General features: G+C 71.4%; 25 protein-coding genes. 12 read left to right on the top strand and 13 right to left on the bottom strand.

The genetic code is table 11. The features are described 5' to 3' along the window. Positions 1-42: 42 nt before the first annotated feature. Entirely contained in the window at positions 43-390 is a 348-nt protein-coding gene (locus IF09_RS0107985) for an STAS domain-containing protein (protein WP_030293368.1), read from the bottom strand. 381 nt (positions 391-771) lie between these two features. After that, the gene (locus IF09_RS0107990) at positions 772-1,326 is read right to left on the bottom strand and encodes a hemerythrin domain-containing protein (RefSeq protein ID WP_030293369.1); all 555 of its coding nucleotides are present in this window, start codon (positions 1,324-1,326) and stop codon (positions 772-774) included. 224 nt (positions 1,327-1,550) lie between these two features. On the opposite strand from IF09_RS0107990, the gene IF09_RS0107995 reads away from it, so the two are divergent. After that, the gene (locus IF09_RS0107995) at positions 1,551-2,000 is read left to right on the top strand and encodes an SRPBCC family protein (protein ID WP_030293370.1); all 450 of its coding nucleotides are present in this window, start codon (positions 1,551-1,553) and stop codon (positions 1,998-2,000) included. An 86-nt stretch (positions 2,001-2,086) separates the two neighbouring features. After that, positions 2,087-2,830, top strand: a complete 744-nt coding sequence (locus IF09_RS0108000) for a DUF1206 domain-containing protein (RefSeq protein WP_418953028.1) — start codon at positions 2,087-2,089, stop codon at positions 2,828-2,830. A gap of 91 nt (positions 2,831-2,921) precedes the next feature. On the opposite strand, the gene narI is transcribed toward IF09_RS0108000, so the two are convergent. Genes narI through IF09_RS0108020 form a run of 4 tightly spaced genes read right to left on the bottom strand, consistent with a single transcriptional unit; the run spans position 2,922 to position 9,479 of the window. Then, complete coding sequence (gene narI, locus IF09_RS0108005; RefSeq protein WP_030293373.1) at positions 2,922-3,632, bottom strand: respiratory nitrate reductase subunit gamma; 711 nt, start codon at positions 3,630-3,632, stop codon at positions 2,922-2,924. Beyond that, the gene (narJ, locus tag IF09_RS0108010; protein ID WP_030293375.1) at positions 3,629-4,267 is read right to left on the bottom strand and encodes a nitrate reductase molybdenum cofactor assembly chaperone; all 639 of its coding nucleotides are present in this window, start codon (positions 4,265-4,267) and stop codon (positions 3,629-3,631) included. Before narJ ends, narI begins: the two co-directional genes overlap by 4 nt. After that, positions 4,264-5,883: a nitrate reductase subunit beta gene (gene narH / locus IF09_RS0108015; RefSeq protein ID WP_078613118.1), complete on the bottom strand. Its 1,620-nt coding sequence runs from the start codon at positions 5,881-5,883 to the stop codon at positions 4,264-4,266. Before narH ends, narJ begins: the two co-directional genes overlap by 4 nt. Next, positions 5,883-9,479, bottom strand: a complete 3,597-nt coding sequence (locus IF09_RS0108020; protein ID WP_078613119.1) for a nitrate reductase subunit alpha — start codon at positions 9,477-9,479, stop codon at positions 5,883-5,885. The genes narH and IF09_RS0108020 overlap by 1 nt, the downstream gene beginning before the upstream one ends. 415 nt (positions 9,480-9,894) lie before the next feature. Here IF09_RS0108020 and IF09_RS0108025 point away from each other — a divergent pair, with 415 nt between their 5' ends. After that, entirely contained in the window at positions 9,895-10,935 is a 1,041-nt protein-coding gene (locus tag IF09_RS0108025; protein ID WP_051832206.1) for a PI-PLC domain-containing protein, read from the top strand. Between the two features lie 12 nt (positions 10,936-10,947). Here IF09_RS0108025 and IF09_RS0108030 read toward each other — a convergent pair whose 3' ends face one another. The 3 genes from IF09_RS0108030 to IF09_RS0108040 form a co-directional block, all read right to left on the bottom strand. Next, positions 10,948-11,184 carry a hypothetical protein gene (locus tag IF09_RS0108030; protein WP_030293383.1) on the bottom strand — a complete coding sequence of 79 codons (237 nt, stop codon included), beginning with the start codon at positions 11,182-11,184 and terminating at the stop codon, positions 10,948-10,950. 69 nt (positions 11,185-11,253) lie between these two features. Continuing rightward, positions 11,254-12,558 carry a ferric reductase-like transmembrane domain-containing protein gene (locus IF09_RS0108035; RefSeq protein ID WP_030293385.1) on the bottom strand — a complete coding sequence of 435 codons (1,305 nt, stop codon included), beginning with the start codon at positions 12,556-12,558 and terminating at the stop codon, positions 11,254-11,256. Positions 12,559-12,927: 369 nt separating this feature from the next. Then, positions 12,928-13,617, bottom strand: a complete 690-nt coding sequence (locus IF09_RS0108040; RefSeq protein WP_030293387.1) for a ribonuclease H family protein — start codon at positions 13,615-13,617, stop codon at positions 12,928-12,930. A 181-nt stretch (positions 13,618-13,798) separates the two neighbouring features. Between IF09_RS0108040 and IF09_RS0108045 the strand changes: the two genes are divergently transcribed. Continuing rightward, complete coding sequence (locus IF09_RS0108045; protein ID WP_030293388.1) at positions 13,799-14,743, top strand: nucleoside hydrolase; 945 nt, start codon at positions 13,799-13,801, stop codon at positions 14,741-14,743. A gap of 15 nt (positions 14,744-14,758) precedes the next feature. On the opposite strand, the gene IF09_RS0108050 is transcribed toward IF09_RS0108045, so the two are convergent. Next, complete coding sequence (locus IF09_RS0108050) at positions 14,759-15,151, bottom strand: hypothetical protein (RefSeq protein ID WP_030293390.1); 393 nt, start codon at positions 15,149-15,151, stop codon at positions 14,759-14,761. A 114-nt stretch (positions 15,152-15,265) separates the two neighbouring features. Here IF09_RS0108050 and IF09_RS0108055 point away from each other — a divergent pair, with 114 nt between their 5' ends. Continuing rightward, positions 15,266-16,027, top strand: a complete 762-nt coding sequence (locus tag IF09_RS0108055; protein ID WP_030293391.1) for a maleylpyruvate isomerase family mycothiol-dependent enzyme — start codon at positions 15,266-15,268, stop codon at positions 16,025-16,027. Here the strand turns inward: IF09_RS0108055 and IF09_RS0108060 are convergent. Together IF09_RS0108060 and IF09_RS45505 are read right to left on the bottom strand one after the other, a co-directional pair. Next, complete coding sequence (locus tag IF09_RS0108060; RefSeq protein WP_030293393.1) at positions 16,024-16,590, bottom strand: nitroreductase family protein; 567 nt, start codon at positions 16,588-16,590, stop codon at positions 16,024-16,026. The genes IF09_RS0108055 and IF09_RS0108060 overlap by 4 nt on opposite strands. 28 nt (positions 16,591-16,618) lie before the next feature. Further along, positions 16,619-16,795, bottom strand: coding sequence for a hypothetical protein (locus IF09_RS45505; RefSeq protein ID WP_158709929.1), 177 nt, complete (start codon positions 16,793-16,795; stop codon positions 16,619-16,621). 1 nt (position 16,796) lies between these two features. On the opposite strand from IF09_RS45505, the gene IF09_RS0108070 reads away from it, so the two are divergent. From IF09_RS0108070 to IF09_RS0108085, 3 genes are all read left to right on the top strand, one after another. Next, complete coding sequence (locus IF09_RS0108070) at positions 16,797-17,372, top strand: hypothetical protein (protein ID WP_158709930.1); 576 nt, start codon at positions 16,797-16,799, stop codon at positions 17,370-17,372. Then, positions 17,327-18,223, top strand: coding sequence for a DUF5995 family protein (locus tag IF09_RS0108075; protein ID WP_030293398.1), 897 nt, complete (start codon positions 17,327-17,329; stop codon positions 18,221-18,223). Before IF09_RS0108070 ends, IF09_RS0108075 begins: the two co-directional genes overlap by 46 nt. 509 nt (positions 18,224-18,732) lie before the next feature. Next, entirely contained in the window at positions 18,733-19,773 is a 1,041-nt protein-coding gene (locus IF09_RS0108085; protein ID WP_051832207.1) for an AraC family transcriptional regulator, read from the top strand. A 25-nt stretch (positions 19,774-19,798) separates the two neighbouring features. On the opposite strand, the gene IF09_RS0108090 is transcribed toward IF09_RS0108085, so the two are convergent. Beyond that, positions 19,799-21,403: a phospholipase D-like domain-containing protein gene (locus IF09_RS0108090; RefSeq protein WP_030293401.1), complete on the bottom strand. Its 1,605-nt coding sequence runs from the start codon at positions 21,401-21,403 to the stop codon at positions 19,799-19,801. A gap of 187 nt (positions 21,404-21,590) precedes the next feature. Between IF09_RS0108090 and IF09_RS0108095 the strand changes: the two genes are divergently transcribed. The 4 genes from IF09_RS0108095 to IF09_RS0108110 all read left to right on the top strand — a co-directional run bounded on the left by IF09_RS0108095 (position 21,591) and on the right by IF09_RS0108110 (position 26,720). Further along, positions 21,591-22,955: a pyridoxal phosphate-dependent decarboxylase family protein gene (locus IF09_RS0108095; protein ID WP_030293403.1), complete on the top strand. Its 1,365-nt coding sequence runs from the start codon at positions 21,591-21,593 to the stop codon at positions 22,953-22,955. A gap of 29 nt (positions 22,956-22,984) precedes the next feature. Next, positions 22,985-24,349 carry a hypothetical protein gene (locus IF09_RS46255; protein ID WP_030293405.1) on the top strand — a complete coding sequence of 455 codons (1,365 nt, stop codon included), beginning with the start codon at positions 22,985-22,987 and terminating at the stop codon, positions 24,347-24,349. A gap of 115 nt (positions 24,350-24,464) precedes the next feature. Continuing rightward, positions 24,465-25,082 carry a class I SAM-dependent methyltransferase gene (locus IF09_RS0108105; RefSeq protein WP_030293407.1) on the top strand — a complete coding sequence of 206 codons (618 nt, stop codon included), beginning with the start codon at positions 24,465-24,467 and terminating at the stop codon, positions 25,080-25,082. Positions 25,083-25,217: 135 nt separating this feature from the next. Then, positions 25,218-26,720 (top strand): SulP family inorganic anion transporter, encoded by a 1,503-nt coding sequence (locus tag IF09_RS0108110; protein ID WP_030293409.1) that lies wholly within the window; start codon positions 25,218-25,220, stop codon positions 26,718-26,720.

The following is a 26,720-nucleotide window of genomic DNA, read 5'->3' on the forward strand; positions in this document are numbered from 1 at the left end:
GGGCGCCGGAACACCGGCCGGCCGGGGTGGCTCGGCGCGCCTTCATGACCCGACGACGGCTTCCTCGACGCTCGGGTACAGGGACAGGACGGTATCGGTGCCCGTCAGGGCGAAGAGCCGGCGGAGCTGCTCCCCGGGGGCGGCGATGCGAAAGGTGGTGAGCTGGTTCAGGGTCAGCAGCAGGTTCAGGAACGACGAGTCGCCGAAGGTGACGGAGCCGGCGTCCAGCACCACCACCCGGTGCTCGTCCGCGGCCGAGCGGAGCGCCTCCTCGAGAGGCGCCAGCGTGTCCTGGTCGAGCTCCCCGTGCGCCGCCACCACCCACCCGGCCCCGGCCGGGTAGCCGGCTCCGACCACGCCTTCGTGGTGCGTGTCCCCTGCTCCGGTCATGTCCGCCTCCCCGGATCGTCACCTGTACAGCGTCCACAAGGGAGTATGCCTGCCCGTACCGCAGAACGATGACGCCGAGGCCGCGGCACGTGCACCCCTGTGGCTGACACCGCCTCCCCGGCGGGGGCCGGATCCGAAGGCATTCCGAGGGCCACCCGCGTCCATCGGAACGGCAAGGCCGTCCGGGCCTAGATCGAGGCGTCGCGGCCGACCTCGGACAGGCCCACGGCCGGTGACCTGATCGTCATCGCCTTCGCCCCCCTGGCCCCCGTCCACACCCTGGCCCTGCACCGGCAGGACATGAGCGTGCCGCCGGCCGTGTCCCGGGCAGACGGGGCGCGGCCGGCGGCAGCGGTCGGTGTCGGCGGAGTGACGGCGTGCCTACTCGCCGCGCCCGGTGGCGAGGTCCCGGGCCCGGTCGACCAGTCCGGTACCGGCGGACAGCAGCCGGTTGTGGGGCCGCGAGGCGAGGGCGCCGGGGTGGGGCCGGGTCGGCGCGAACCTCTTGGCCCGCCGCACCTTGTCGCCCAGCTTGTCGAGGGCTTCCGGCGGGCATGCCTGGCGGAGGCGGGGGAACAGGTTGTCCTCCTCGTCGTGCACGTGCGCGGTGACCTCCGCCTTGAGTACGGCGAGGAGCTGGTCGAACTCCGGACCGGCCGCGTCGAGTCCCTCGAGGTCCTTCAGCAGCTTCTCGACGCGGGCGTGGTCGGCCAGTTCCTTGTCCGCGATGAGGTCGCCGTCCGGGAAATGCTCCCGGATCGCCGGGTAGAGATGCTCCTCCTCCGCGACGGCGTGCCGGATCAGTTCGATGGTCAGGTGTTCGGCCGCCTTCTGCCGCTCGCCCGCCGGGGTCGTGTGCTCGATCCTGACGAACAGCCCGTCCACCTCACGGTGGTCGACGGTCAGTTCGGCGATGATGTCCCCTGCGTGTCCCATGCCGTTGTTCCTTCCCGATCGTCCGGGACCGGGCGGTGCGCGCCGGTCGCTGCGCGTGTACCCGGGAAGACACAGCGCTAACGAGCCGGCCGGGCGGCGCCCGGGAAGCCGGAGGCCCGCGCCGGCCGGTGCATGCCGCCTCGGGGGCGGGGTAGCCGGGCTGTGAAGGGTCCTCACGGCCGGCACCGCGAGTGCGGGCCGCCGACGACACGGAAGGGGTGCGCATGTCGCACGTCGAGGAGTACGTCGAGGTCAACGTCCCCCTACGCACGGCCTACAACCAGTGGACGCAGTTCGAGGAGTTCCCCGCCTTCATGGAAGGCGTCGAACGCATCGACCAGCGCACGGACACGCTCACCCACTGGGTGACGAACGTGAACGGTGTACAGCGCGAGTTCGACGCGCAGATCACCGAGCAGCTCCCCGACCGGCGGGTCGCATGGATGACGGTGGACGGGGAGGCCCGTCAGGCCGGGCTGGTCACGTTCCAACCGATCGACGCGAGCACGACCAAGGTCGTGCTGCACATGAACTGGGTGCCCGACGGCCTGGCCGAGACGGCCGCCGACAAGCTCGGCTTCGTCCGGCGCCAGGTCGCCGGCGATCTGAAGAGGTTCAAGCTGTTCATCGAGTCGCGCGGCGTCGAGACGGGCGGCTGGCGGGGCGAGGTCTGACCCCGATGAGAACCGGCGACGCGAACGGGGGCGCCCGGGCTGCACCCCGGGGCGGCGGGGTCCGGGAGGTCACGGCGCGCTGCGGGCTGCTCGCGCGCGGGGTGCTGTACGTCATGGTCGGGATGCTGGCCCTGCGGGTGGCCTTCGGCGACTCCGGAGCCCAGGAGGCCGACCGCCAGGGCGCCCTCCAGGAGCTCGCGGAAACCTCCCTCGGCAGCCTCCTCATCTGGGCCGTGGGGATCGGGTTCGTGTGCATGACGCTGTGGCGCCTGTCGGAGGCGGTGTTCGGCGCGGCCGGCCCGGACGGCGGCGAGCCGATGAAGAGGCTGGCCTCGGCGTGCCGGACCGTCTTCTACGCTGCGGTCGCCTTCTCCGTGCTGTCCTTCGCGATGGGCGGCGGCGGACGCTCCGGAGACGAGCAGTCACGCGACGTGACGGCCAAGGCGCTGGACGTGCCCGCCGGCCAGTGGCTGGTGGGTGCGGCCGGGCTGGGGATCGCCGTCGCGGGCGTGGTCATCGCGGTCCAGGCGGCGCGGTGCAGCTTCCGCGAGGACCTCGCCATGAGCGGGGCCTCGGAGGGGTGGCGCAAGGCCGTCGATTTCCTGGGGGTGGCCGGAGGCCTGGCCCGGGGCGTCGTGTTCGCGGCGGCCGGCGGCTTCGTCCTGTACGCCGCGGTGCGCTACGACCCGGCGCAGGCGAAGGGCATCGACGACACGTTGAGATCGTTCACCCGGACGGCGGCGGGGCCGGGGCTGCTGGTCGTGGTCGCCGTCGGCCTGGTGCTCTTCGGGTTGTTCTCCTGGGCGATGGCCCGGTGGTGCAAGGTCTGATCCCGGACAGGCGGCTCACGCACCTGCCCCATCGGCGCGAACGACGCGGGCACGGGCCGGTTCCGGCACGGCCCGGCGCCGTCACCAGGGGCTACTGCCCTCCTTGCGGGCTGGGCGGCCGGGTCGTGCCGCGGGAGCGGTAGACGATGTACGGGCGGGTCAGATGACCGAGGGGTGCGGTGAAGGCGTGGACGAGGCGGCTGAACGGCCACAGCGCGAACAGGGTCATGGCGAGCAACGCGTGGAGCTGGTACGGCAGGGGGGCCCGGGCCATCGCGGGTACGTCGGGGTCGAGGACGAGGAGGGAGCGGAACCAGACGGACACGCCCAGGCGGTAGTCGTAGGGATGGGGGACGAGCGTGGTGGCGGTGGCCGCGAGGCCGGCCAGCAGGACGGCGGCCAGGACCGGGTAGACGGCGCGGTCGCTGGTGCTCGTGGCGATGCGTACCGCGGGCACCTTGAGGCGCCGGTACACCAGGATCGCCAGGCCGGTGAGGGTGGCCAGGCCGGCGGCTCCCCCGACGAACACGGCGTTGGCGTGGTAGACCGCTTCACGGATGTGCAGGCGTTCGGTGAGCGATTCGGGGACGAGCAGTCCCACGACGTGTCCGCCGATCACGAAGAGCAGTCCGTAGTGGAAGAGCGGGGCACCGATGCTCAGCAGCCGGTGCTCGTGCAGCTGACTGGAGCGGGTGGTGAAGCCGAAGCGGTCGTAGTGGTAGCGCCAGGCGGTTCCGGCGACGAGCACGACGGCGACGAGGTAGGGCAGCACGCCCCACAGCGCGATGTGCAGGTGGTTCATCGTCGGGTCTCCTCGGCTGGGGCTGCCTGCGGGCGCAGCGTGGGAAAGGGCAGCAGGCCCACGGTTTCGGTGGGCGGGCCGCTGCGTGCCAGCCGCAGGGCGGCTGCGCGGTCGGCCGGCGAGGGGCCCGGCAAGGTGAGGCAGACGGCCGTCAGGACGTCGGCGTAGGGAGATTTGTGGTCGGCCAGGGCCATGCGGAGCAGTTCGAGGGCGGCGCGGTGTTCCTGCAACGCCGGACGCCCGGCGTGGGGGCAGCGGGCGGCGAACTCCAGGGCCAGCGGAAGGAAGTCGGGCAGTTCGTCCGCAGGTGGCTGCCAGCCGTGATCGCGGTACAACTGCTTCCAGCGCAACAGGGCCTGGCCGCGGCGGCGGGTGTCGCCGTCCGTGTAGTACGTGAGGTGCAGGGTACGGCGGCGGCTGCGGTCGAAGGTGGCCACGTAGCGGGCGGACAGCTCCAGTTGCGGTGCGTCGGCGACCGCGGTGCAAAAGCGCAGCAGCAGCGCGGCCTCCTCACCGCCGCGGTCGCCGAGGTCGCCGAGGCAACTGCGGACGAGGCAGAGGCGCTGCGACCAGTCCTCGTCGGGATGCGACAGCAGCAGTGAGGCGGCCTGGTGGAGGGCGGCGGTGTGGGTCATGCCCGCCCCCGGCGGGGGAAGAGTCCGGCCGGGGTGCCTTGGCCGTTCCAGTTGAGGAGGTTCACGCGGCCGCTCAGAGGTCCGGGCTCGGGATCGGGGCCGGCGAGCGGAGCGTGGAAGGCGTCGGCCGTGTACATCCCGGGGCCGCCCTCGCCGTCGAGGCTGCATCCGGTCCCGGGGTCGGCGTGTTCGGAGTGCCGGGCCGTGTACCCGGTGGGGATGACGTAGCGGTCCTCGTACTTGGCCACGGCCAGCAGCCGGTACATGGCCTCGATGGCGTCGGCGTCCATGCCGACCGAGCCGGCGATGGCGGGGTCCTGTTCCTCGCCGAGGTTGATCCGGCGCATGTGGGCCCGCATGGCGGCCAGGCGGCACAGCGCCGCCTCCACCGGGGCCGGGTCGCCCGCTGTGAACAGCTCCGCCAGGTACCCGACGGGGATCCGCATCGAGTCGATCGCGGCGAACAGCTTTGCCGGGTCCTCGCCGTCGTGTCCGGTGGCCGTCAGGGACTCGACGATGGGCGACAGCGGCGGCACGTACCAGACCATCGGCATGGTGCGGTATTCCGGGTGCAGCGGCAGCGCCACCCTGTACTCGCTGATCAGGGCGCGTACAGGGGAGCGCCGGGCGGCGGTGATCCAGTCGTGCGGAATCCCCGCTTCTTCCGCGGCGTGCCGGACGTCCGGGTCGTCGGGGTCGAGGAAGCAGTCGAGCTGGGCCTCGTACAGGTCCTTCTCGTCCGGCGTGGCGGCGGCAGCGCCGACCTTGTCGGCGTCGTAGAGGATGACTCCGAGATAGCGCAGGCGGCCGACGCAGGTCTCGGAGCACACGGTGGGCTGCCCGGCCTCGATGCGCGGGTAGCACAGGGTGCACTTCTCGGCCTTGCCGGTGCGGTGGTTGAAGTAGATCTTCTTGTACGGGCATCCGGTCACGCACATGCGCCAGCCCCGGCAGCGGTCCTGGTCGACGAGGACGATGCCGTCCTCGATCCGCTTGTACAGCGCCCCCGACGGGCACACGGCCACGCACGACGGGTTCAGGCAGTGCTCGCAGATGCGTGGCAGGTAGAACATGAACGCCTGCTCGTACTCCAGGCGGACCCGCTCGTTCATCTTCTTGAGCACGGGGTCGCCCGCCAGGTGTTCCGGGCCGCCGCCCAGATCGTCGTCCCAGTTGGGTCCCCAAGTCACCGCGGTGGGGCGGCCGTCGATCAGGGAGCGGGGGGCGGCGGTGGGGACGTCGTCGCCGAGCGGTGCGTTGATCAGGTTCTCGTAGTCGTACGTCCACGGCTCGTAGTAGTCGGCCAGGGAGGGGAGGCGGGGGTTGGCGAAGAGGGTGGCGAGGCGGCGGGCCCGGCCGCCGCTGCGCGGCACCAGGCGGCCCCGCTTGAGCTGCCAGCCGCCCTGCCACTTCTCCTGGTCCTCGTAGGAGCGCGGGTAGCCCTGTCCGGGGCGGGTCTCGACGTTGTTGAACCAGGCGTACTCGCTGCCCGACCGGTTGGTCCAGGTCTGCTTGCAGGTGACCGAGCAGGTGTGGCAGCCGATGCACTTGTCGAGGTTCATGACCATCGCGACCTGTGCCATCACGCGTCCGATGGGCGCTTCGCTCCGGGGCATCAGTACGTGACCTCCTGGGAGCGGCGGCGGATGACGGTGACGGCGTCGCGCTGGTTTCCGGTGGGGCCGTAGTAGTTGGGGGCGAAGCAGAGCTGGGCGTGTCCGCCGATCAGATGGGTGGGCTTGATCAGCAGGCGGGTCAGGGCGTTGTGGACGCCGCCGCGCCGCCCCGTGGTCTCGGAGGTGGGCACGTTCACCATGCGTTCCTGTACGTGGTACATGAACACCGTCCCGGGCGGCATGCGGTGGGAGACGACGGCGCGGGCGACGACCACGCCGTTGGCGTTGACGGCCTCGATCCAGTCGTTGTCCGCGGCGCCGACGGCCGCGGCGTCCTCGACGCTGAGCCAGATGACGGGGCCGCCCCGGGCCAGGGTCTGCATGAGGAGGTTCTCCTGGTACTCGGAGTGGATGGACCACTTCGAGTGCGGGGTCAGGTACCGCACCGTCACCGACCTCCCCCCGTCCCCCGATTCGTGCCGGAGCCGGTCGCCCAGGGCCGCTAGGTCCAGGGGAGGCCGGTAGACGGGCAGTTGCTCGCCGTACTCGGCGATCCACTCGTGATCGAGGTAGAAGTGCTGGCGGCCGGTCAGCGTGTGCCACGGCTTGCGGTGCTCGGTGTTGATGGTGAAGGGCGCGTAGCGGCGGTCCGGCCCCTCCTTGCCGGACCACTCGAAGCTGGCGCCGACCTGCACCGGGCGGGCCTGGGTGTCGGAGAACACGATGCGCCGCTCGGCCAGCGAGGCGGCCAGCTCCTCCAGGCCGCTCCCCGGTCCGCAGCGCACGCCCAGCTGCCGGAATCCTTCGGCGGCGACGCGGCCGTTCGTCGTGCCCGACAGGGCCAGGATGGCCTCGCACAGCTTGACGTCCGTGTCCAGCAGCGGGCGGCCGCGGGCCGTTCCCTCCCGGGCCGTGCCGCAGCGTTCGGCGAGCCAGTGGGACTCCGGGGTGGTGTGCACGGTGATGCCGCGTACCTGCAGGCCGTGTTCGTCGGGCAGCGGGCCGAAGGCCGCCAGCTGGTCGGCGAGGGCGGTGTAGTTCCGTTTGACGAGCGTGTACCGGGGTTGGGTGGGACCCTCGGGCGGGGCCTCGCCGGGGGTGTCGTGCTCCAGGGCCGTGGCGACCAGGTCCCAGGAGTCCTCCAGGCGGCCCTGTGCGAGTTCGGCGACCTTTGCGGCGATGCCGTGGAAGATCTCGAAGTCGGTGCGGGCCTGCCACGGCGGGTCGATCGCCGGCGAGAAGGCGTGCACGAAGGGGTGCATGTCCGTGCTGGACAGGTCGTGCTTCTCGTACCAGGTCGCCGCCGGCAGGACGAGGTCGGCGAACAGGGTGGTGGAGGTCATGCGGAAGTCGAGCGCGAGCAGCAGGTCCAGCTTCCCCCGCGGTGCCTCCTGGCGCCAGGCCACTTCCCGCGGCCGGTGTTCCTGCGGCGCCTGCGCGGCCGAGGCGTTGTCGTCGGCGCCGAGCAGATGCCGCAGGAAGTACTCGTTGCCCTTGGCCGAGGAGCCGATGAGGTTGGCCCGCCACACCGTCAGCACGCGCGGCCAGTTCACGGGATCGTCGGGGTCCTCACAGGAGAACCCGAGCCGGCCCGCGTCACGCTGCTGGTCCACCCACTGCGCCGGCTCCGCTCCGGACTCGTGCACTCGGCGGCCGAGCTCGAGGGGGTTGGCCGAGAACGTGGGGTAGGACGGCATCCAGCCCTGCCGAACCGACCGCGCCACCAGGTCCGCCGTGTGCGCGCCGGCGAAGGTGCCGCGGGCCGTCGGCGCGGTGAGTGCCTCGGCGGCGAATCCCTCGTAGCGCCACTGGTCGGTGTGCAGGTACCAGTACGGTGTGCCGGCCATCTGGCGGGAGGGCCGCACCCAGTCGGAGGCGGTGGCCAGCTGCTGCCAGCCGGCGAACGGCCGCACCTTCTCCTGGCCCACGTAGTGGGCCCAGCCGCCGCCGTTCACCCCCTGACAGCCCGTGAGCAGCAGCAGGGCCAGGAAGGAGCGGTAGATCGTGTCCGAATGGAACCAGTGGTTCGTGCCCGCACCCATCACGATCATGCAGCGGCCCCGGGTCTGCTCGGCCGTCCGCGCGAACTCCCGTGCCGCACGCACCACCGCACCCGCGGAAACGGAGGTGATCGCCTCCTGCCAGGCGGGGGTGCACGGGGTGGAGGCGTCCTCGTACGTGGCCGGCCACGGTCCGTCGAGCCCGCTGCGGCCCACCCCGTACTGGGCGAGCATCAGGTCGAACACGGTCGTCACGACACGGTCGCCGAGGCGCTGCACGGGAACGCTGCGCTCGACGGTCGCCCCCGCCTCCTCGAAGCGGGGCAGGACGACCCTCGCGCTGGGCCCGTCCTCGCCGTCGTACAGGGTGAGGAGCGGCTCGACGTCCCCCAGGTCCAGGTTCCAGCGGCCCTCGCTGAACTTCGACCAGCGGTCCCCCATCGTCCCGTTCGGCACCACCGGTGAACCGGTGACGGCGTCCAGCAGGACGGGCATCCACCGGCGCGTCGCCTCATCGGGCGCGTCCCGGGCATGGCGCAGGTCCGCGGCCGTCACGAAGTGGCCCGGTACGTACCGCCCCGGCTCGCGTTCCTCCAGCTCCACCAGGAACGGCAGGTCCGTGAACCGCTTCACGTAGTCGGTGAAGTAGGGCACCTGTCTCTCGACGAAGCACTCCTTGAGGATGACGTGCCCCATGGCCATGGCCATCGCGCCGTCGGTGCCCGGATGCGGGTGGAGCCACTCGTCGGCGAACTTGGTGGCGTCCGCGTAGTCGGGCGAGACGACCACGACCTTCTGTCCGCGGTAGCGGGCCTCGGCCATCCAGTGGGCATCGGGGGTCCGGGTGACGGGAACGTTGGAACCCCACAGCATCAGGTAGGCGGCGTCCCACCAGTCCCCGGATTCCGGTACGTCGGTCTGGTCGCCGAAGACCTGCGGCGATGCGATCGGCAGATCGGCGTACCAGTCGTAGAACGACAGCATCGGAGCGCCGATCAGCGCGTGGAAGCGGGCCCCGACCGCTTGCGAGGCCATCGACATCGCCGGGATCGGTGAGAACCCGGCGATCCGGTCGGGGCCGTGCGCGGCCAGTGTGTGCACGTGCGCAGCGGCGGCGATCTCCAGGGCTTCCTGCCAGCCGATGCGGACGAGGCCGCCCTTGCCGCGGGCCGCCTGGTAGCGCCGCCGCTTGTCGGGGTCCGAGGTGATCTCCGCCCAGGCCGCGACCGGGTCTCCGCCGAGGCGCGCTCTGGCCTCGCGGAACATCTCGACCAGTACGCCCCGGGCGTGCGGGTAGCGCACGCGGGTGGGCGAGTACGTGTACCAGGAGAACGAGGCGCCGCGGGGGCAGCCGCGCGGTTCGTACTCCGGCCGGTCGGGGCCCGTCGACGGGTAGTCGGTCGCCTGCGTCTCCCAGGTGATCAGGCCGTCCTTGACGTACACCTGCCACGAGCAGGAGCCGGTGCAGTTCACGCCGTGCGTGGAGCGCACCACCTTGTCGTGCGCCCAGCGCTCGCGGTACGGCGTGTCGTTGACCGCCTGGTCGGCCCGGAACACCGCCCGGCCGTCCGGCGTCCCGGACGCTCGGCTGAGCATCCGCCCCGCCTGCAGCAACCGGTCGGAGACGGCGTCCGCCGCGCGTTCTGTCGTAGCCCTGGCCCTGCCGCGTTTCACGTGGTGGCCCCTTCCGGGAGGCAGGCGCGGCCGGCCCTCTGCGGGAGCCGGCCGACCGTGTGTGGGTCGTGCACAGATTGCACCCGTGAACGTCTGCGAGGCGGATCGCCCACCGCAGGTTGAATGTATCGAGAACGTATCTTGGTGAGCTCTTGGGGTGGACCGGCCCCGTGCGCCGGCCAGCCCGGTGGAGCCGCGGCCGTCCGCGGGGCAGCGGATCGACGGCCCGCGCGCTACCCTCCTGCGCATGGTTGACATGGACACGCCTCGAAATGGGTCCCGTGGGCGCCTTCGCAGCGCACCGGCGCCCGGCCCGTGGACCGCCCCCTCCCGGCTCATGGGAAGGACCGGCCGGCGCACCTTCGTCTGCCTCCTCCTGCTGGCCCTCCTGGGCACGGCGACGGCAGCGTCCGCCTCGGCTCCGGCCGGGACATCCGCCGCCGTCTCGGTCTCCTCCGGTACGGGCGCGGCGGAAGCTGCGGCCGCCCGCTGGGGCGACCGCCGCCTCGACGAGGCCGCCTTCCTGACCACCCACAACGCCTTCACCAACTACGACGACTCCCGCTGGAGTTCGGTGAACCAGGCCGAGTCGGTGCGGGCCCAGCTCGACAACGGCGTGCGCGGCCTGAGTCTGGACACGCACTGGTACGAGCGCAGCACCTGGCTGTGCGTCATCAGCTTCGGCAGCGACTGCTACCCCAGCGACGTCTACCTGTGCCACGGCGACTGCAAGACCTTCGCCGGAGCCACGTACGCCCTGCCGCGGCAGTCGTTCCAGGGCACGATGCAGACCGTGGTGGACTTCCTCGCCTCCCATCCGCAGGAGGTCGTGACCGTCTTCCTCGAGGACTACGTGGGCGCCGACCAGCTGGGTCAGTCCCTCGGCCGGGTCAGGGGTCTGCAGGAACTGCTGTTCCGGCCCGACGACTGGGGCGTACGGCAGCACGGATGGCCGAAGGTGGCCGACCTCGTCACCGCCGGGAAGCGCCTGCTCATCTTCTCCGACCGGTCCGACCGTGAGCACCTGGGCGTCATGTACGACAAGTCCTGGACGGTGAGCAACTACTGGAGCCTCGGGGACCTGGGCAACGACCTTGCCTGCGTCACCCGCTGGCCCGATGTGCCCCTGGACCGCCAGGAGCCCGGCTTCCGGCGGCTGTTCACGATGAGCCACCACCGCAACGTGCCCACCGTCCTGACGGCGGCTCTGGACAATGGCGCCAAGCTGCGCAATCGCATCGCCGAGCAGTGCCGGCCCGCGGCCGGGGGCCGCAACCCGAACTACGTCTCCGTCGACTTCCACCGGCTGTCGGACGGCAGCGGACACACACCCGCCTCGATCGTGGCGGAGCTCGACGGGGGCCCTGAGCGCCGGTGACCGGGCAATCGGTCAGCGCTCGGACTGCAGGCCCGGCTTTCCGTCCGGCAGCGGGGCCGGGGCCGGTGCGGCCGGGTCGACGGTCGCCGTGATGACCGTTGCGGTCAGTACGCTGGCCAGGGTGAGCCCGGCGACGAGCCGCCCGGGGCGCGAGCGCTTCCGGTGCCGGGCGCTCGCGCGGCGGGCGCGCGGCTGCGGCGCGGTGTCGCGTGGCCGACGCGGCTCCTGGGGTGCGGGGTACGGGTTCATCGCAGATCGGGGTCCTCGGTCGTGCCGGTGGTTCCAGTGGATTCAGCGGGCTCGGCGGGCTCGGCGGGCTCAGTAGGTGAAGCACTCCGTGTGGATGCGCGCCGCGGGGACGCCTGCCCTGATCAGCGCCGCAGTGGTCGCATCGGCCATCCCGGGCGGTCCGCAGAGGTAGACGTCGCGGTCGGACAGGTCGGGGACGAGCGCACGCAAGGCCTGGGGCGCGAGGGGGTCGTACGCGGCGTCGGAGCGTCCGACCAGGTAGTGCAGGGCTGCCTGACGGTCGGCGGCGATGGCCTCCAGCTCATCGCGCAGGACCAGCTGGTCTGCGTCGCCCGCCCGGTAGAGCAGGGTCAGATCACCCGGGCCTGCCGGCAGGGACTCGAAGAGGGCGCGCATGGGAGTGATCCCGATGCCGCCGGCGATCAGCAACACCTTGGAGCGGGTGCGCCGCCGCTCGGTGAGGGCGCCGAACGGACCGGTCGCAAGGACCCTGGTGCCCGGCCGGAGCCCGCGGACGCGCCGCGAGTGCCCGCCGAGCGCCTTCACGGTGATGCGCAGGCGGTCGTCGCGGGCGGGCGCGGAGAGCGAGAACGGCAGGGCGGTGTGCCACAGGCCACCGGTCAGGAAGCGCCAGCGGAAGAACTGACCCGGCTCGGCCCGGAGTTCGCCGAGCCGGCCTCCTTCGATGGTGACGGAGACGATGCCGGGGCCCTCCCGGTCGACGGCGGCCACGCGCAGCCCGTGCCGCAGGGCCTGACAGACCGGGACGATCCCGCGGTACCAGGCGAGCAGTACGCCGACGACGGTGTGGAGCAGGGCCCAGAACCAGGTGGTGAGGGCGGTGACGGCGACGTCGGGGCCGGCGAGCTGGTGGACGAAGCCGAGCGCGGCGGCGAGGTAGGTGAGGAGGTGGATGCCGCGCCATGCCTCGTGCGAGACCCGGCGGCGCACGGCCCGGGCAGAGCACAGGCCGGCACCTGCCAGCAGCGCGGCTCCCGCGAACGCGGCGGTGACGGCCGGGTACCGGAACAGCGCCACGGTCGCGGTCAGCAGGTCGGTTCCGGTGCGCAGGGCGTACACGACGAGGGCGAACAGGCCGTGGGCGCCGCACAGGACCAGAACCCAGCGGCCGCCGAAGGCGTGCCAGCGGGCGAGGCGGTCGGCACCCACCCCGTGCTCGACCGCCGGTACGCGTGCCATCAGGAAGAGCATGGCGAGGATCCCGTAGCCCGCGAGGAGCCCGGTGAGGTGTGCGGCCGCCCCGATGAGCTCGTCGGGGCGGGCGGACGGTTGCACCTGCACGGCCCACAGCAGGGTGACGGCGGCCGCCCCGCCGGCCAGACCGGCGCGCAGCCGCTCGGGGGCGGTCCTCATCTGTGCCGCCCCGCCCGGGCGCCGCTGGCGGTCGAGGGGCCGGGAAGGGCGCGCGGGAGAGCCATGCCAAGTCCGTTTCACTCGTTGATCGACGCATCTCCCTGCCTGCCGTACCGGAGCAGCTCCGGAGACGACCGACAGGGACGTAGCGTCGGCAACTATGTGCAAACTCGCTCGCGTCAAGCAATGGCGATGACATCCGTCACGGACGGCGATCTGAGCACTATGTCCATGTCTGAGAGATATGGGCGCTCCATATCGACTCGCCGACGGCCAGGCGTACTCCCCGTTCCGGCTTTGCATTCCTGCAGTACAGACGCGCCGCGACTGCCCGCCTAGCACACGCGGGCGCGCGCTTTGGGTAACTTTTTACGCTTCTTCGGCGCCGGCGCACCCCTGGTGGCCCCAGCGGCTGCCGAGCTTGGTGATCATGTCACCGACCGCGTACGACGATCCGCAGGGGCAGCTGCCGGGGAACTTCGCCTTGATGGCGCCCCGGCTACGGGTGGACTTCTTCGCTCCGGCTCCGGCTCCGGGCTTCGATCGCGAAGCAGACGTGCGGGCGGGAGCCGGTACGGGAATCGACGCACTGCCGAGTGCCGTGCCGGCCGCCTGCTGGGTGACCGCGGCGTCACTGGCGGCCTGGTCGGCGATCGCATTCAAGTGGTCGCCGTCCTCGCGGTGGGCCGGCACGTAGCGGAATTCCACGTCCCGCTCGGTCAGCAGAGCGTCGATCTGCTCGACGAGCTCCCGGTTGGCCACGGGTTTGCCCGCCGCGGTCTTCCACCCGTTGCGCTTCCAGGCCGGGAGCCACTGGGTCACCGCCTTCATGGCGTACTGGGAGTCCATACGGACCTCGACGGCGGTCCCGGGGGCCAGGGACTCCAGCAGCCGCTGGAGGGCGGTGAGCTCACCCACGTTGTTGGTGGACCGGCCCAGGGGCCCGGCCTCCCAGCGCTCCGGCCGGCCCTGTGTGTCGGCGACGACCCACGCCCAGCCGGCCGGTCCGGGGTTCCCCTTGGCCGCGCCGTCGCAGGCGGCAATGATGCGATCAGACATCCCCCGATCATGCACCACCGCCGCCCGGCGGCGAATTCGGCTCGTGAGGAGACGGCACGGGGAGCGGGCCAACCGGATGCACCGGCCGGGAGTTCCCCGCAGCCGGTCCGAAAGCCTCCTCGCCACGGGGGTGCCGGAACGGCACAATGGGCCGGGTCAGCGCCGCCCGGCAGGAGAGCGTGTGCCCGTACCGATCATCATCGACTGCGACCCCGGGCACGACGACGCCCTCGCGATCATGCTCGCGGCGGGTGACCCCGCGGTCGACCTCCTGGCCATCACCACCGTCGCGGGCAATCAGACGCTCGCGAAAACCACGCTGAACGCGCGCCGGGTCTGCACCGTCGCGGGCATCACGGACGTGCCCATCGCCGCAGGCTGCGCCCGGCCGCTGGTCCAGGCGCTGAACGTGGCGGACGACGTGCACGGCGTGTCCGGCCTCGACGGGCCACGATTCCCCGAACCCACCGTCAACGTGGTCGCCGAACACGCGGTGGAGCTCATGCACCGGATCCTGACCCGGCACGCGGAGCCGGTCACCCTCGTACCGACGGCGCCGTTGACCAACATCGCCCTGCTGCTGACCCGGTACCCCGATGCCGCCTCCCGCATCCGGGAGATCGTCCTCATGGGCGGATCGACGGAGCGGGGCAACCGGACCCCGGCCGCCGAGTTCAACGTCCAAGCCGACCCGGAAGCCGCGGACATCGTCTTCCGCAGCGGTGTTCCGCTCACCATGTGCGGCCTGAACGTCACGCACCAAGCGCTCGCCACGCCCGAGATCGTCGCCCGCTTCGAGCGCCTGGGCACCGAACTGGGGCACGTCTGCGCCGAGCTGCTGACCTTCTTCGCGTCCACCTACCGCAGGCTGTGGGGGTTCCAGGACCCGCCGCTGCACGATCCGGTCGCGGTCGCCCGGGTGATCGAACCGGGCATCGTGCACTGCGTGGATGCGAACGTGGTCGTCGAGCTGCAGGGCCGGTACACCCGGGGTGCCACCGTCGTGGATCTGCACCGGTACACGGACCGGCCGGTGAACGCGCAAGTGGCGCTCACCCTGGACGCCGGCCTGTTCTGGGACCGGATGGTCGCCGCCGTGACGGCTCTCGGCGACCGCATGGCCTGACCGGCCCGCAGGCGGTCAGGCGGGCGTGAAGACGTCCTCGCGGGTGTCGTCGAGGATGAACCCGAGGTCGAGGCGGACCCGGACGGTCACGCGGTGCATCTGCTCCTCGTACGCGATCCACGCCGGTTCCAGGGAGCCGACCTGCTCTTCGAGCTGCCTCCTGCTCCCCGTGGGCATCTCGTGGCCGAAAGTGTCGAGAAGCGACTTGAGCCGCTCGTACTCGCGGGCCTCGTGGCTCTGATGCTCGTGTTCGACCACGCGCTCGACGGTGCCCTCGGTACCTGCCGCCAGATACACGGACCCGGCGACGGCCCCCGGCGAGGTCACGGGCTCCCCCGTCATCGCAACCCAATCGGTCAGTCTGGTGTCCGCGGCCAGCTTCACCCGCTGGCCTTCTTTCAGCGTCATCGAATCCTCGTCCCTCCGGTCGGTGCAGACCGTCTGCACTTAAGGTCATGAATCATCGATAACCTTAAGCATCCTCGCCACCCGGGGAAGCAGCATCAGAGGAGAGGCACAGACATGAACCCCGCCCAGCACGGAACGGCCGTCGCAGCCGAGACCGCCCGATTCGTCGCCACGGTCAAGGGGGCCGACCTCGCCACCCCGGTGCCGACCTGCCCCGGCTGGACTCTCGCCGACCTCACGCAGCACGTCGGCAGCGTGCACCGCTGGTTCACCCAGCTGCTTCGCCGGCGCATCCAGCAGCCGCCGACGAGCCGTGACGTGGACCTGCGCCTGCCGGAGCACCGGGAGGGTCTGCCGGACTGGCTGGCCGAGAGCGCTGCGGAGGCCGCCGAGGTGTTCGCCGCCACCGACCTGGACGCGCCGATGTGGGCCTGGGGAGTCGACCAGCACGCCCGCTTCTGGGTCCGGCGCATGCTCTTCGAGACCCTCGTCCACCGGGCCGACGCGGAGCTCGCACTCGGGATCGATCCGCACATCGACCGCGTACTGGCGGTCGACGGCATCGACGAGTTCCTCACCAACCTGCCGTTCGCATCCTCCTTCGCGCCGCTGACCGGCCAACTGCGCGCCCCTGACCTGACCATCCGCTTCAGCTGCAAGGACGGCGCCGGCGACTGGGCGGTCGGCCTGCGCCGCGACGGCTTCGCGCTGCTGGCCGACGGTGCCGGGCCCCGTACGGCGGACGCCACGGTGCAGGGTTCGGCTGCGGACCTGCTCCTGCTCCTCTACGGCCGCCTGGACCGCCGGAGCGACGCCTTCCGCCTGCTCGGCGACCCGGACCTGATCGCCCACTGGTTCGCCCACTCGGCGTTCTAGCCGTCGCCTACGGGCCGCCAGGGCGCGGCGCGGAGGTCGGCGGTGCTGCGCCTCTCCCGCACCACCGGGGGTTCGTCGGCCGCCCGGCCGACCGCGATCATGGAAACGATCGACCAGCCGGGGTTCGGCCGGAGCTCCCCGGTGAGGGCTTCGAGGTCGAAGGCCCGGAACTGGTGGCATGCCAGCCCGATGGCCTGGGCCTGGATGCTCAGGTGGGCGACGGCCTGTCCGAGGTCGTAGTCGGCGAACTCGGAGTAGACGGTCCGGAAGTCGTCGACATGGCGGCGCGTGAGCGCCACCACGAGCAGACCGGCGTCGCCCGCCCACCGTGCAGAGCTGGGCGCGAGATGGCGCAGCACCCGCTCGTGGTCCGGCTCGCCCGGCCTGACGGGAAAGAACCCCCACGGTTGGGAGTTCCCGGCGGAGGGCGACCACCTCGCGGCTTCCAGGAGCAGCTCGAGGGCGTGGTCGTCGACGAGGCCCGACGGGTCGAACTTGTAGGGGCTGAACCGGTTGGCCAGCAGGGGGTGGATCCGGTCGGACCGCTCGAGATCATGAGGCACGTCCCGGACAACAGGCTTCCCGGGCGATTCATTTCCGTTCGAGCCGCTCGGCCAGGAAGGCGATGATCTCGTCGCGGGCCTGCACGGTCGGGTGACCGTCCCGGTCGACGAGACCGCGGCTGAACTCGGCGAGGCAGTCGCCGAGCCGGGAAGGACACGCGCTCCGCTCACACTCCGTGTGCGCAGCGGCCGTTACGCTACACAACGTGACGAACCATGTGGACGGTTCACCGTCCCGCTCAGACGCCCCCAGTCACGTCTACTACTTCGACGTGGGGGCCGGCGACTGGCAGGGGCTGTTCACCTTCCGGGTCACGTCCTGGAGACGCCTCCGGGAGACCCGCGGCCTCGGGCTGCTGAACCGGGTGCTCGTCGTGGCCATGGACCTCACGCAGCGGCTGACCGGGCCGTCCCGGCTGGATTCCACCATCGTGGCGAGCCCGTCCGAGGGCGCCTTCGGCGTCGCCGACAACGTGGTCAGGGTCTCCAAGTTCGGGGTGACGCTGTACCTGTTGAAGGAGCGTTACGTTCTCGCCCCTGACGGCAGGGGGGTCACCGTCGAGGCGCACGAGCAGTTCAGTCCGGTCCCGGCCCTCCTGACGCGCACGTTCACCTACCCTGCGGAGATCCAGCCCTCGGGCCTGGGCTCCACCTACCACATGCCGCTGCTGGGGAGCCCCTGGACCGCGACGTACGAGGTGGGAGCCGACCGGCAGAGCCTCGCGGGAGAACTCGTGTGCGACTGGGCGAAGGCGACGGAGAGCGCCCGCCGGACCTCATGACGGAGGACGCCACGGCTGTTGCCGCCGACAAGGTCCTCGGGGTCGTGGGAGAACTGACCGCCCGCGTCATGCAGTACGACGCCGCGCAGGATCCCCGCGCCGTGTTCGCGTACACCTACTTCCGGCTGACCTCGGACCTCGCTGCGAGCCTGCGGACCGACACGCTGGCGTTCAGGACGCCGGAGTGGGTCGCCGACCTCTCCGTCTCCCTCGCCGGGGCCTACTTCACCGCGATGGAGGCCATCGACACCTGGCTGGGAGCCGGCCCCCGTCCCCGCGGGGAAGTCCGCTCCGCCGACATGCCGGAGAGCATCCCGAAACCCTGGCGGGACGTGTACGCGGCCTCGACCGTACGGCATTCCTACGTCCTGGAGGAGGTGCTGTTCTCGATGATGGCCCACATGTCGTACGACCTGCCGCTGGCACTCCAGGCCCTGGCCCGGACGGGCCGTGGGGAACTCCGCGACCACATCGCCGACTTCCACCGGATGAACGACCTCCTCGCCTCCTCCATCGACACGGTCCAGGACGAGATCTCCGCCCGGTACTGCCGTCGGCTGCAGTCCCTGGACCGGTTGTTCACCGGCGACGACGAGCTGTTCACCAGCTACGGGATCCGGGTCGCACGGGGCATGGCCTGGTTCAACTGCGACAGGCTGAGGGATCCGCAGGCCACCGCCGGGGCGATGGGCTCCATCAGCAGGTCGACCGCCGCGTTCATCGCCGAGTTCCGCTCGCCGGACGACTGGAGGCGCCGCCTCGCCTTCCGAGTCCTGCGGGCCGTGGTCCCCTCCCGGCGGCAGTGGCCGCCACCGGGCACCCCGGTGGAAGGGGCCCCGCGGTCCGTCTGAGTTCCGGTCCACGGGCCGTCAGGGTCGTGGGGAAGCGTCCCGGCTCAGGTGGAGGCACGGTGGGCACAGCTCTGGTCGCGCTGGCAGCCGCGACCGTCGGGTGTGGTCGGCACGCTCCTCGCGCCCGCGTCCTGTCCCGGCGTCTGACGGCCCATGCACGGGCGGAGCCGTGATGCGCGCCGCCCTGGGCGTCGACGACGGCCGATCACCCGCCCCACCGCGCACCCCTGTGGCGTCCGTCCGCCGCGACGCGATCGACGGCATGGCGCACTGACCCGACCCCCGTACGGGGCAGTGCGCCGAGAGGGGCCGTCCCAGCGTCACGCCGAACGGATTCCTCTGAGAACGATCACCACGCTATGGCCGCCCACACGGCTCGGCACAGGGCACCACACGCCAGCCAGGGGACCGTGCGCGCCAATGGGGGACCCTCCACGCCGTGATGGGGACATCAGGCGCCGGGCCATGACGATGACCTGGTCATTCAGGCTGGTCTATGCTCGTCCGCTGTGATCTTGCCTGCGCACCAGGGGACGACCTCCTCGGCCCTCACCCGTCTGAGCGTCAGCGCCGCTCGTCGGCTCGGCATACCCGCGGACGGGTACGCGCACCTGCTGGGCATGGCGCCCGAGCACCTCAACGACGACCTGTGCCGAACCCCCTCGGCCACGGGCATCCGCATCGCGGAACTGACGACCGTCCACGCTTCCTGGGCCGAGCTGACCCTGGTGCTGGCAGATCAGTCGGGCATCGGCGCCCTCGGAGTCTGGGACTACCTGATCACCTCCGCGCCCACTCCGCTCGAGGGGATCCGGGACGCCTCGGTGTACTTCGCCGCCGTCGCCGACACCGGCACGGACAACCTGCGGATCGTCGAGGACGGTGAGCAGATCACCATCAGCCACGTCAACGAGGCCGACCTGACGTACGAGGCGGCCTGCGCCATCCGCGCGTACGCGCTCGGCCTGTACCGACGGCGGCTGAGCGAAGCCGCACAGCGCCGTCTCGTTCCCCTCCGCGTCACCCTGGCCGCCGAAGCACCCCGTCGGCACGAGGCGCTGACCGGGCTGTACGGCACCCGCGCCATCGAGTTCGAGGCGCCGGTCAGCTCGATCACCTTCCGCGCCCGCGACTTGAGTGCGCCGACACCACACGCCCAGCCGGGTCTGTCGACCGTGTTGCGAAGACACGCCGAGCAGACCCTTGCCGGCGCGATCCCGCTGCACGACTGGCTGGGCCTCTTCCGCTCCGCCCTGGCCTCCGTCCACGACGAGACCACCACTCCGGCGCTGCCCGCGGTGGCGCGCCGCTTGGCCGTCAGTACGAGAACCCTCCAGCGCCGCCTCGACGAACACGGCACCACTTGGAGCAACGAGGTCGAGGCGGTGCGGCGGGCCCACATCACGCGGCTGCTCCACGACACCGACCTGGGCATCGACGCGATAGCCGCTCGGAGCGGCTACGCCGACGCCCGCGCGCTGCGGCGGGCGGTCCAGCGCTGGTACGGCACCACGCCCGCCAGGCTGCGCCGCGACGGGCGTTCGGCCTGAACCCCGCCCCGCCACCGCTCCCCCGTCAGAAGCTTTTGCCGAAGCGCAACCTGAGGGGGCGTCCGTCCGGGTCGATCAGGGCGCGGTGCAGCGGGGCCGCTAGGAGGCGTTGGACGGTCGGCAGGTCCGGCGGGAAATAGCGGCGGAGTCTGCCCGCAGGGCGCGGTCCGGGCCGGCCGCCCGCGTGCCAGGCGTCCAGTGCCGCGGCGGTCTCCTTGAACGCGTCGAATGCGGCCTCCGGATCGCACAGCCCCGGCTCCGCCCCGGCCTGCGCGTCCAGGTGTTCGCGCATGAGCTCCAGACGCAGCTCCCGGGCGAAGCGCCGGGCGCCGTCACCCAGTCCGCCCGGATCGTGCGGCGGCCGCGGATCACGGCTCCGGTCGAGGACGGCGCAGCTCAGTTCGGAGTCGTGGGTCCACGAACGCAGGTTGACGTTGTCGGACCCGACCGCAGCCCATACGTCGTCGATCACGCACACCTTGGCATGTACGTATACCGGGGTTCCGGCGCGGTTCTCCAGGCCGTAGACCGTGACCCGGTCCCCGCCCGCACGGCGCAGCTCCTCCAGGGCGGTGATCCGTCCGATCAGGTTCACGGGCCGGCTGAGCCGGCCGTCCTGTTCGGGAACGGAAGGGATGACGGCGATCAACCGCAGTCGCGGGTGCGCGCGCAACGCCCGGGCGAAGCAGTCCACCACGCGCGGGGACCACAGGTACTGGTCCTCCACGTAGATCAGCGTCCGGGCCCGCCGCAGCGCCTTCAGATAGCCGCGGGCGATGCTGCGCTCGCCGTCGGGGGCGAAGGGATACCCGCTCAGCAACCGGTTCGGGTAGGTGCGCAGCACCTGGACGGCGTGCGTACCGCAGGCAGGAGGATCGGCGCCCTGCGGCGGCAGCTCACCGGCGCTGGTGTCCTCCCGGTCCCACAGCTCGCGCAGGCGGATCAGGGGGCTGCGGCTGAGCGGCGCCGGGTCCTCCCAGCGTTCGCGGAAAACGGCTTCGACGTCGCCGACGGCCGGCCCGCTGACCGCGAGCTGGACGTCGTGCCACGGGGGGTGCGGACCGTAAGCCGCTGCCATGGGGAGGGACTGGCGGTCGCCCGGGTGGCCGGCGTCGTCGTTGCGGTTGTGGCACAGGTCGATCCCGCCGACGTACGCGACGTCGCGCTCCGGGCGGCCGGGGTGGCGCAGCACCACCATCTTCTGGTGGTGCGAGCCGCCGGGCCGCACGCGCAGGTCGAGCAGGCATTCGCCGCCCGCCGCCTCGATGTCTTCGCCGAGGGAGAGGTTCTCCTCCTCGCTGAACCGGAAGCCGTCGAGGTGGGAGCGCCACAGCAGTCCCTTGACGATGACACCGCGCTCCGCGGCCCCGCTGAGCACGGCCGCGATCTCCGTACCGGCTCCGGCCAGCCGCTCGTCGGGATCACCGCGCCAGTCGGTGAACAGGATCAGATCGCCCGCGTGCATCCCCCGGATCCGCTCGAGGAGCTCGGCGAAGTACGCCGCTCCGTGGACCAGCGGCCGGGCGTCGTTGCCCTCGGAGCACGCGGCTCCGTCCGCCCGGCGCTCCTCCAGCCGGGTGGCGGCGTTCCCGCGTTCTCCGGGTTCCAGCAGCCAGTCCGAGTGGGACACGGCACGACCTCCACGCACCCGCCTACCCACTGCCGGCCCGTCCACCCGCGCCGCCCGGTGGCGCTCCCCGGCACCGGGGCGCCACCGGTCGGGGGTGCAGGTGCACCGGCCGGGCGGGGCGGTTTGCGGGGGCCGCGGCTTGCGGGGCGGCTTGCGGGGCAGCGGCGGCGGTCCCATAGTCCGAGGTATGGACGCGCGCGAGAGGGCGCTCCAACGGGCGTACGGCCATGCCGCCCGCTGGCTGGCGAGCCTGTCCGACCGCCGGGTCCCCGCCCGTGCTTCGGTCGACGAGATCGTGCGGGCGCTCGGTGCCGAGCTGCCCGACGGGCCGAGCGCGCCGGCCGACGTCGTCGACCTCCTGGCCACGGCCTGTGAGCCGGGGCTCACCGCCTTCCCCGGTGGTCGCTTCTACGGGTTCGTGGTCGGTGGCACGGAACCGGCCGCGCTGGCCGCAGACTGGCTGGTCAGCGCCTGGGACCAGAACTGCGTGATGCGCGCCGCCTCGCCCGCGTACGCGGCGGTGGAGGACGTTGCCGGCATGTGGTTGCTCGACCTTCTCGGGCTGCCCAGCGCCAGCGCCGTCGGCTTCACCACGGGTGCCACGACGGCGAACTTCACCTGCCTCGCCGCGGGGCGCGACGCGGTGCTGCGCCGCACCGGCTGGAACGTCGCCCGCGACGGCCTCGCAGGTGGGCCGCCCGTACGCGTCGTCGCCGGCGAGGACCGCCACATGGCCATCGACCTGGCGCTGCGCTATCTCGGACTCGGCGGGCCGGAACTGGTCGAGGCGGACGGTCAGGGACGCATCGACCCCGAGGCCCTGCGGCGCACCCTGGCGGGCGGCGGGCAGGACCCGACGATCGTGATCCTCCAGGCCGGTGACATCCACTCCGGCGCCTTCGACCCCTTCGCCGAGACGATCCGTGCCGCGCGTGAAGCGGACGCATGGGTGCACGTCGACGGCGCCTTCGGACTGTGGGCAGCCGCTTCTCCGACGTACGCCCACCTGACCGCGGGCTGCACGTACGCCGACTCCTGGGCAACGGACGCCCACAAGACCCTGAACGTCCCCTACGACTGCGGGCTCGCCATCGTGCGCGACCCGTCCGCGCTCCGGGCAGCCATGGGCCTGCACGGCGACTACCTCATCCAGGACGAACACGGCGACCCCATCGACAAGGTGCCCGAGCTCTCCCGGCGTGGCAGAGCCTTCACCGTGTGGGCCGCACTCAGGTCCCTCGGCCGGTCAGGTGTGGCCGACCTCGTCGAGCGGCTGTGCCGAAACGCCTCCGCCTTTGCCGCCGGCATCGCCGGGATCGACGGCGCGACCGTCCTCAACGACGTGGTGTTCACTCAGGTCTGCGCAGAGTTCGGCGACGAAGAACGCACGGAGCGCGTGCTCACCCGGCTGCTCGACGACGGCACTGCGTGGATCAGCGGCTCCAGCTGGCACGGCCGTCGCGTGATGCGGATCTCGGTGAGCAACTGGTCGACGACCGACGACGACGTGACGCGCACGCTCGACGCGATCCGGCGGGCAGCCGGCAGGTGAGCGGCCTCCGCCCGTGGTTCCATGACCGCGTGGAGAGGATCACTGAGCGCCTCCCGCCCCAGGGGTTCGGCCGGCCCAGCGGGCTGCTGGGCCGTCTCGGCGGCCGGCTCATGGCCCACGGCAACGCCGCGACCGAGCGGATGCCGGGCTCCGGTGCGGGGCCGTGGACGACCCGTTTGCCCCTGTCCCCGCGGATCCGGCCACCGCGCCGCGGTCGGCTGCACGGTCTGCTGCCTCCGGTCATCGCATGGCTGCTGACCAACCTCATCACGTGGCCGATCGCGAAAGCTTCCGTCACCGGCGACGGATCCCAGGTGGCGTATTGGTCCACGGGCGGTCGCCGCCGCTGGGATTCCGAACACTATCTGTCCATCGCCGAGACCGGCTACGAGATGTTTCGGTGCCGGGATCGGTACGCGGATTTTCCCGATGTCTTGTGCGGAAATGTCGCCTGGTTTCCTGGTTACCCGATGTCGGTCCGGGCGGTTTCTGCCACCGGGCTTTCCTACGAGGTATCCGCCGTCGCCGTCACCGAAGCGTCCTTGTTGGGCATGTTCGCAGTGTTGTGGTGGCTGCTCGGCGCCCGGCTCACGTGGGCCACCGGCCTCACCCTCGCCATCGGTGTGGTTTTCCCGGGCGGCATCTATTTCCATGCGATGTTCCCGATCGCCACCGGGACGCTGGCGTTGCTCGTCTGTATCGCCGGAGTGAAGCGCGCTTCCTGGGGCATTGCCGCTGCCGGCGGTTTCGTGGCGGCCTCCTGCCATCTGGTCGGCGCGGTCGCCGTCGGCATGCTGCTGTTGAGCGCATGCTTCGCATGGCACCGCGACACATGGCCCGTACGTTGCGCGAAGGCCGGGGCATCAGCAGCCATCGCCGGGTGCGGCCTGCTCTGGGCCAAATGGCTGATGTGGCAGGCGACGGGCCGCTGGGACGCGTACGAGACCATCCAGAAGTCCAGTTACCGGCAAGGCGGCCTGCGCCAGCCCTTCGACGAGATGAGGAAGTCCTACGGTTTCCCGTTCAGCGACTGGTACCGGCCCGAGGGACACCTGCCGTGGCTGGTGGATCACAGCCTCACCGCGCACAGGACTCAGCTGTGGCTGAATGCGGCCTTTCTCCTGCTCGTAGTGGCGACGGCCACGGTTCGGCTCGTGCGGAACCGCCGGCTCGGCGCCGAGGAGTGGGCCGCCTTGATCCTGACGGTGGCCATCTTCTTGCTGCCGTTCTTCGCCGGTGCGGAAATGTCGTGGTATCGCAATCATGCGCAAATGTTTGTCGGGCTCGTACTGGTCAAGTACATGTCCCGATGGATTCAAGTACCACTGTTGGCAGTCTGCTCGATCCAGTACGCCCTTCTGGGGTCGATGTTCTTCGCCGGGGTGCTGGTGTGACCGCTCCGGCTGGGCCGGCCCCCAGGCCGGCCTGAACGCGATACCCCCGCATCGGCCCGCCGCTCGCACCACCCCGGCCACGGTGCCAGACTTTTCGTGAGCCCCGGAGGCGGTCATGGGTTTCTACGCCGAGCACATCGTTCCGCGGATCCTCGACCTCGCATGCGGCATGGGCGAGGCCGAAGCCCTTCGGCGCCGGGTCTGCCAGGGCCTGGAAGGCGAAGTGCTGGAGATCGGGTTCGGCTCCGGGCACAACGTCCCCTTCTACCCGCCGGCCGTCACGCAGGTGGCCGCCGTCGACCCCTCGGACGTGGGCTGGAAGCTGGCCGCCAAGCGGCTCGCAGCGACCACCATCCCGGTCGAGCGCTCGGGCCTCGACGGCCAGTCGCTGCCCTTCGCGGACGCGCGCTTCGACACCGCTCTGTCCACCTGGACGCTCTGCACCATCCCGGACGCCGCTGCCGCCCTCCAGGAGGTGCGACGCGTGCTCAAGCCGGGCGGGACCCTGCACTTCATCGAGCACGGACTGGCCCCTGACGAGCGGGTACGCCGCTGGCAGCGCCGTCTCGACCCGCTGGAGCAGCGCCTCCTCGACGGATGCCACCTCACCCGGCCCATCGCCGATCTGCTCATCACGGCCGGCTTCACCATCACCGAGCTCGACGTCTTCTACGAGAAGGGCGCCCCGAAGGCCCTGGCTGCCGACTCCCTCGGCGTCGCAGTGTCCCGTTGACGGCCCACGGCGCAGGTGTCGCCGGACTCCCGGTCCTGTGCCTGGGGACGGGAACGGTACCCTGGAGGGTCGTTCCGTCCCTCCGTACGTCCGCCTGCCGGTTGGCGGTGTGCCCGCCTGACAGGTCTGCTCCCCTTGCCTCACTCCGCTGTCTCCATATCCGCGCGGCTGCGTGACATCCGGCCGTCCTGGCTCTCGCCGAAGCTGCTGCGCACCGAGGTACTGGCCGGGCTGGTGGTCGCGCTGGCGCTGATCCCGGAGGCGATCTCGTTCTCGATCATCGCCGGGGTGGATCCGGCGATCGGCCTGTTCGCCTCCTTCACCATGGCCGTGACCATCGCCGTCGTCGGTGGCCGGCCCGCGATGATCTCCGCCGCCACCGGGGCCGTGGCCCTGGTCATCGCACCGCTGAACCGCGAGCACGGCTTCGGCTACCTGGTGGCCGCGGTCATCCTGGCCGGGGCGTTCCAGATCGTCCTCGGTGCGCTGGGGGTGGGGAAGCTGCTGCGGTTCATCCCGCGCTCGGTGATGGTCGGCTTCGTCAACTCCCTCGCCATCCTGGTCTTCATGGCCCAGGTGAAGGAGCTGCGGGACGTGCCGTGGGCCGTGTACCCCCTGCTCGCGGCCGGTCTGGCGCTCATGGTGCTGTTTCCCAGGATCACCACCGCGGTCCCGGCCCCGCTGGTCTCGATCGTCATCCTGACGGTGATCACCGTGGCCGCGGGCATCGCCGTACCGACCGTCGGCGACAAGGGTGCGCTGCCGTCCTCGCTGCCGGTGCCCGGGCTGCCCGACGTACCGTTCACCCTCGACACGCTGACCACCATCGCCCCGTACGCCTTCGCCATGGCCCTCGTCGGGCTGATGGAGTCCCTGATGACGGCGAAGCTGGTCGACGAGATCACCGACACCCCCTCGTCGAAGACCCGGGAATCCGTCGGGCAGGGCATCGCGAACATCGTCACCGGCTTCCTCGGCGGCATGGGCGGTTGCGCGATGATCGGCCAGACCATGATCAACGTGAAGGTCTCCGGCGCGCGGACCCGGCTCTCCACCTTCCTCGCGGGCGTCTTCCTGATGGTGCTGTGCATCGTCTTCGGGCCGGTCGTGTCCGACATCCCGATGGCCGCACTGGTGGCCGTCATGATCATGGTGTGCTTCGCGACCTTCGACTGGCACTCGATCGCCCCGAAGACGCTCAAGCGGATGCCGGCGGGCGAGATCACCGTCATGGCCGTCACCGTGGCCTGCGTCGTCGCCACCCACAACCTCGCCGTCGGCGTCGTCACGGGATCCGTCACCGCCATGGTCATCTTCGCCAAGCGTGTCGCCCGGCTCGCCGACGTCACGGCGGTCACCGACCCCGACGGCCGGCAGGTCGTGTACGCCGTCACCGGTGAGCTGTTCTTCGCTTCCTCCAACGAGCTCGTGGGCCGCTTCGACTACGCCGGCGATCCCGACAAGGTCGTCATCGACCTGTCCGCCGCGCACATCTGGGACGCCTCGTCGGTTGCCGCACTGGACGCGATCGAGCACCGGTACGCGCAGCGCGGCAAGAGCGTCGAGATCACGGGACTGAACGAGCCCAGCGCCCGGCTGCACGAGACCCTGAGTGGCGAACTCGCAGCCGCCGGCTGA

The organism is Streptomyces katrae, assembly GCF_000717655.1.
GTDB lineage: Bacteria > Actinomycetota > Actinomycetes > Streptomycetales > Streptomycetaceae > Streptomyces > Streptomyces katrae_B.

Bases quoted from the DNA above. Each gene is read 5' to 3' on its own strand.
- IF09_RS0108055 (WP_030293391.1), top strand. From the start codon at position 15,266: ATGAACCCCGCCCAGCACGGAACGGCCGTCGCAGCCGAGACCGCCCGA.
- IF09_RS0108040 (WP_030293387.1), bottom strand. From the start codon at position 13,617: ATGTCTGATCGCATCATTGCCGCCTGCGACGGCGCGGCCAAGGGGAAC.
- IF09_RS0108020 (WP_078613119.1), bottom strand. From the start codon at position 9,479: ATGCTCAGCCGAGCGTCCGGGACGCCGGACGGCCGGGCGGTGTTCCGG.
- narH (WP_078613118.1), bottom strand. From the start codon at position 5,883: ATGCCCCGGAGCGAAGCGCCCATCGGACGCGTGATGGCACAGGTCGCG.
- IF09_RS0107985 (WP_030293368.1), bottom strand. From the start codon at position 390: ATGACCGGAGCAGGGGACACGCACCACGAAGGCGTGGTCGGAGCCGGC.
- narI (WP_030293373.1), bottom strand. From the start codon at position 3,632: ATGAACCACCTGCACATCGCGCTGTGGGGCGTGCTGCCCTACCTCGTC.
- IF09_RS0108030 (WP_030293383.1), bottom strand. From the start codon at position 11,184: ATGAACCCGTACCCCGCACCCCAGGAGCCGCGTCGGCCACGCGACACC.
- IF09_RS0107990 (WP_030293369.1), bottom strand. From the start codon at position 1,326: ATGGGACACGCAGGGGACATCATCGCCGAACTGACCGTCGACCACCGT.
- IF09_RS0107995 (WP_030293370.1), top strand. From the start codon at position 1,551: ATGTCGCACGTCGAGGAGTACGTCGAGGTCAACGTCCCCCTACGCACG.
- IF09_RS0108095 (WP_030293403.1), top strand. From the start codon at position 21,591: ATGGACGCGCGCGAGAGGGCGCTCCAACGGGCGTACGGCCATGCCGCC.
- IF09_RS0108025 (WP_051832206.1), top strand. From the start codon at position 9,895: ATGGGAAGGACCGGCCGGCGCACCTTCGTCTGCCTCCTCCTGCTGGCC.
- IF09_RS0108105 (WP_030293407.1), top strand. From the start codon at position 24,465: ATGGGTTTCTACGCCGAGCACATCGTTCCGCGGATCCTCGACCTCGCA.
- narJ (WP_030293375.1), bottom strand. From the start codon at position 4,267: ATGACCCACACCGCCGCCCTCCACCAGGCCGCCTCACTGCTGCTGTCG.
- IF09_RS0108050 (WP_030293390.1), bottom strand. From the start codon at position 15,151: ATGACGCTGAAAGAAGGCCAGCGGGTGAAGCTGGCCGCGGACACCAGA.
- IF09_RS0108035 (WP_030293385.1), bottom strand. From the start codon at position 12,558: ATGAGGACCGCCCCCGAGCGGCTGCGCGCCGGTCTGGCCGGCGGGGCG.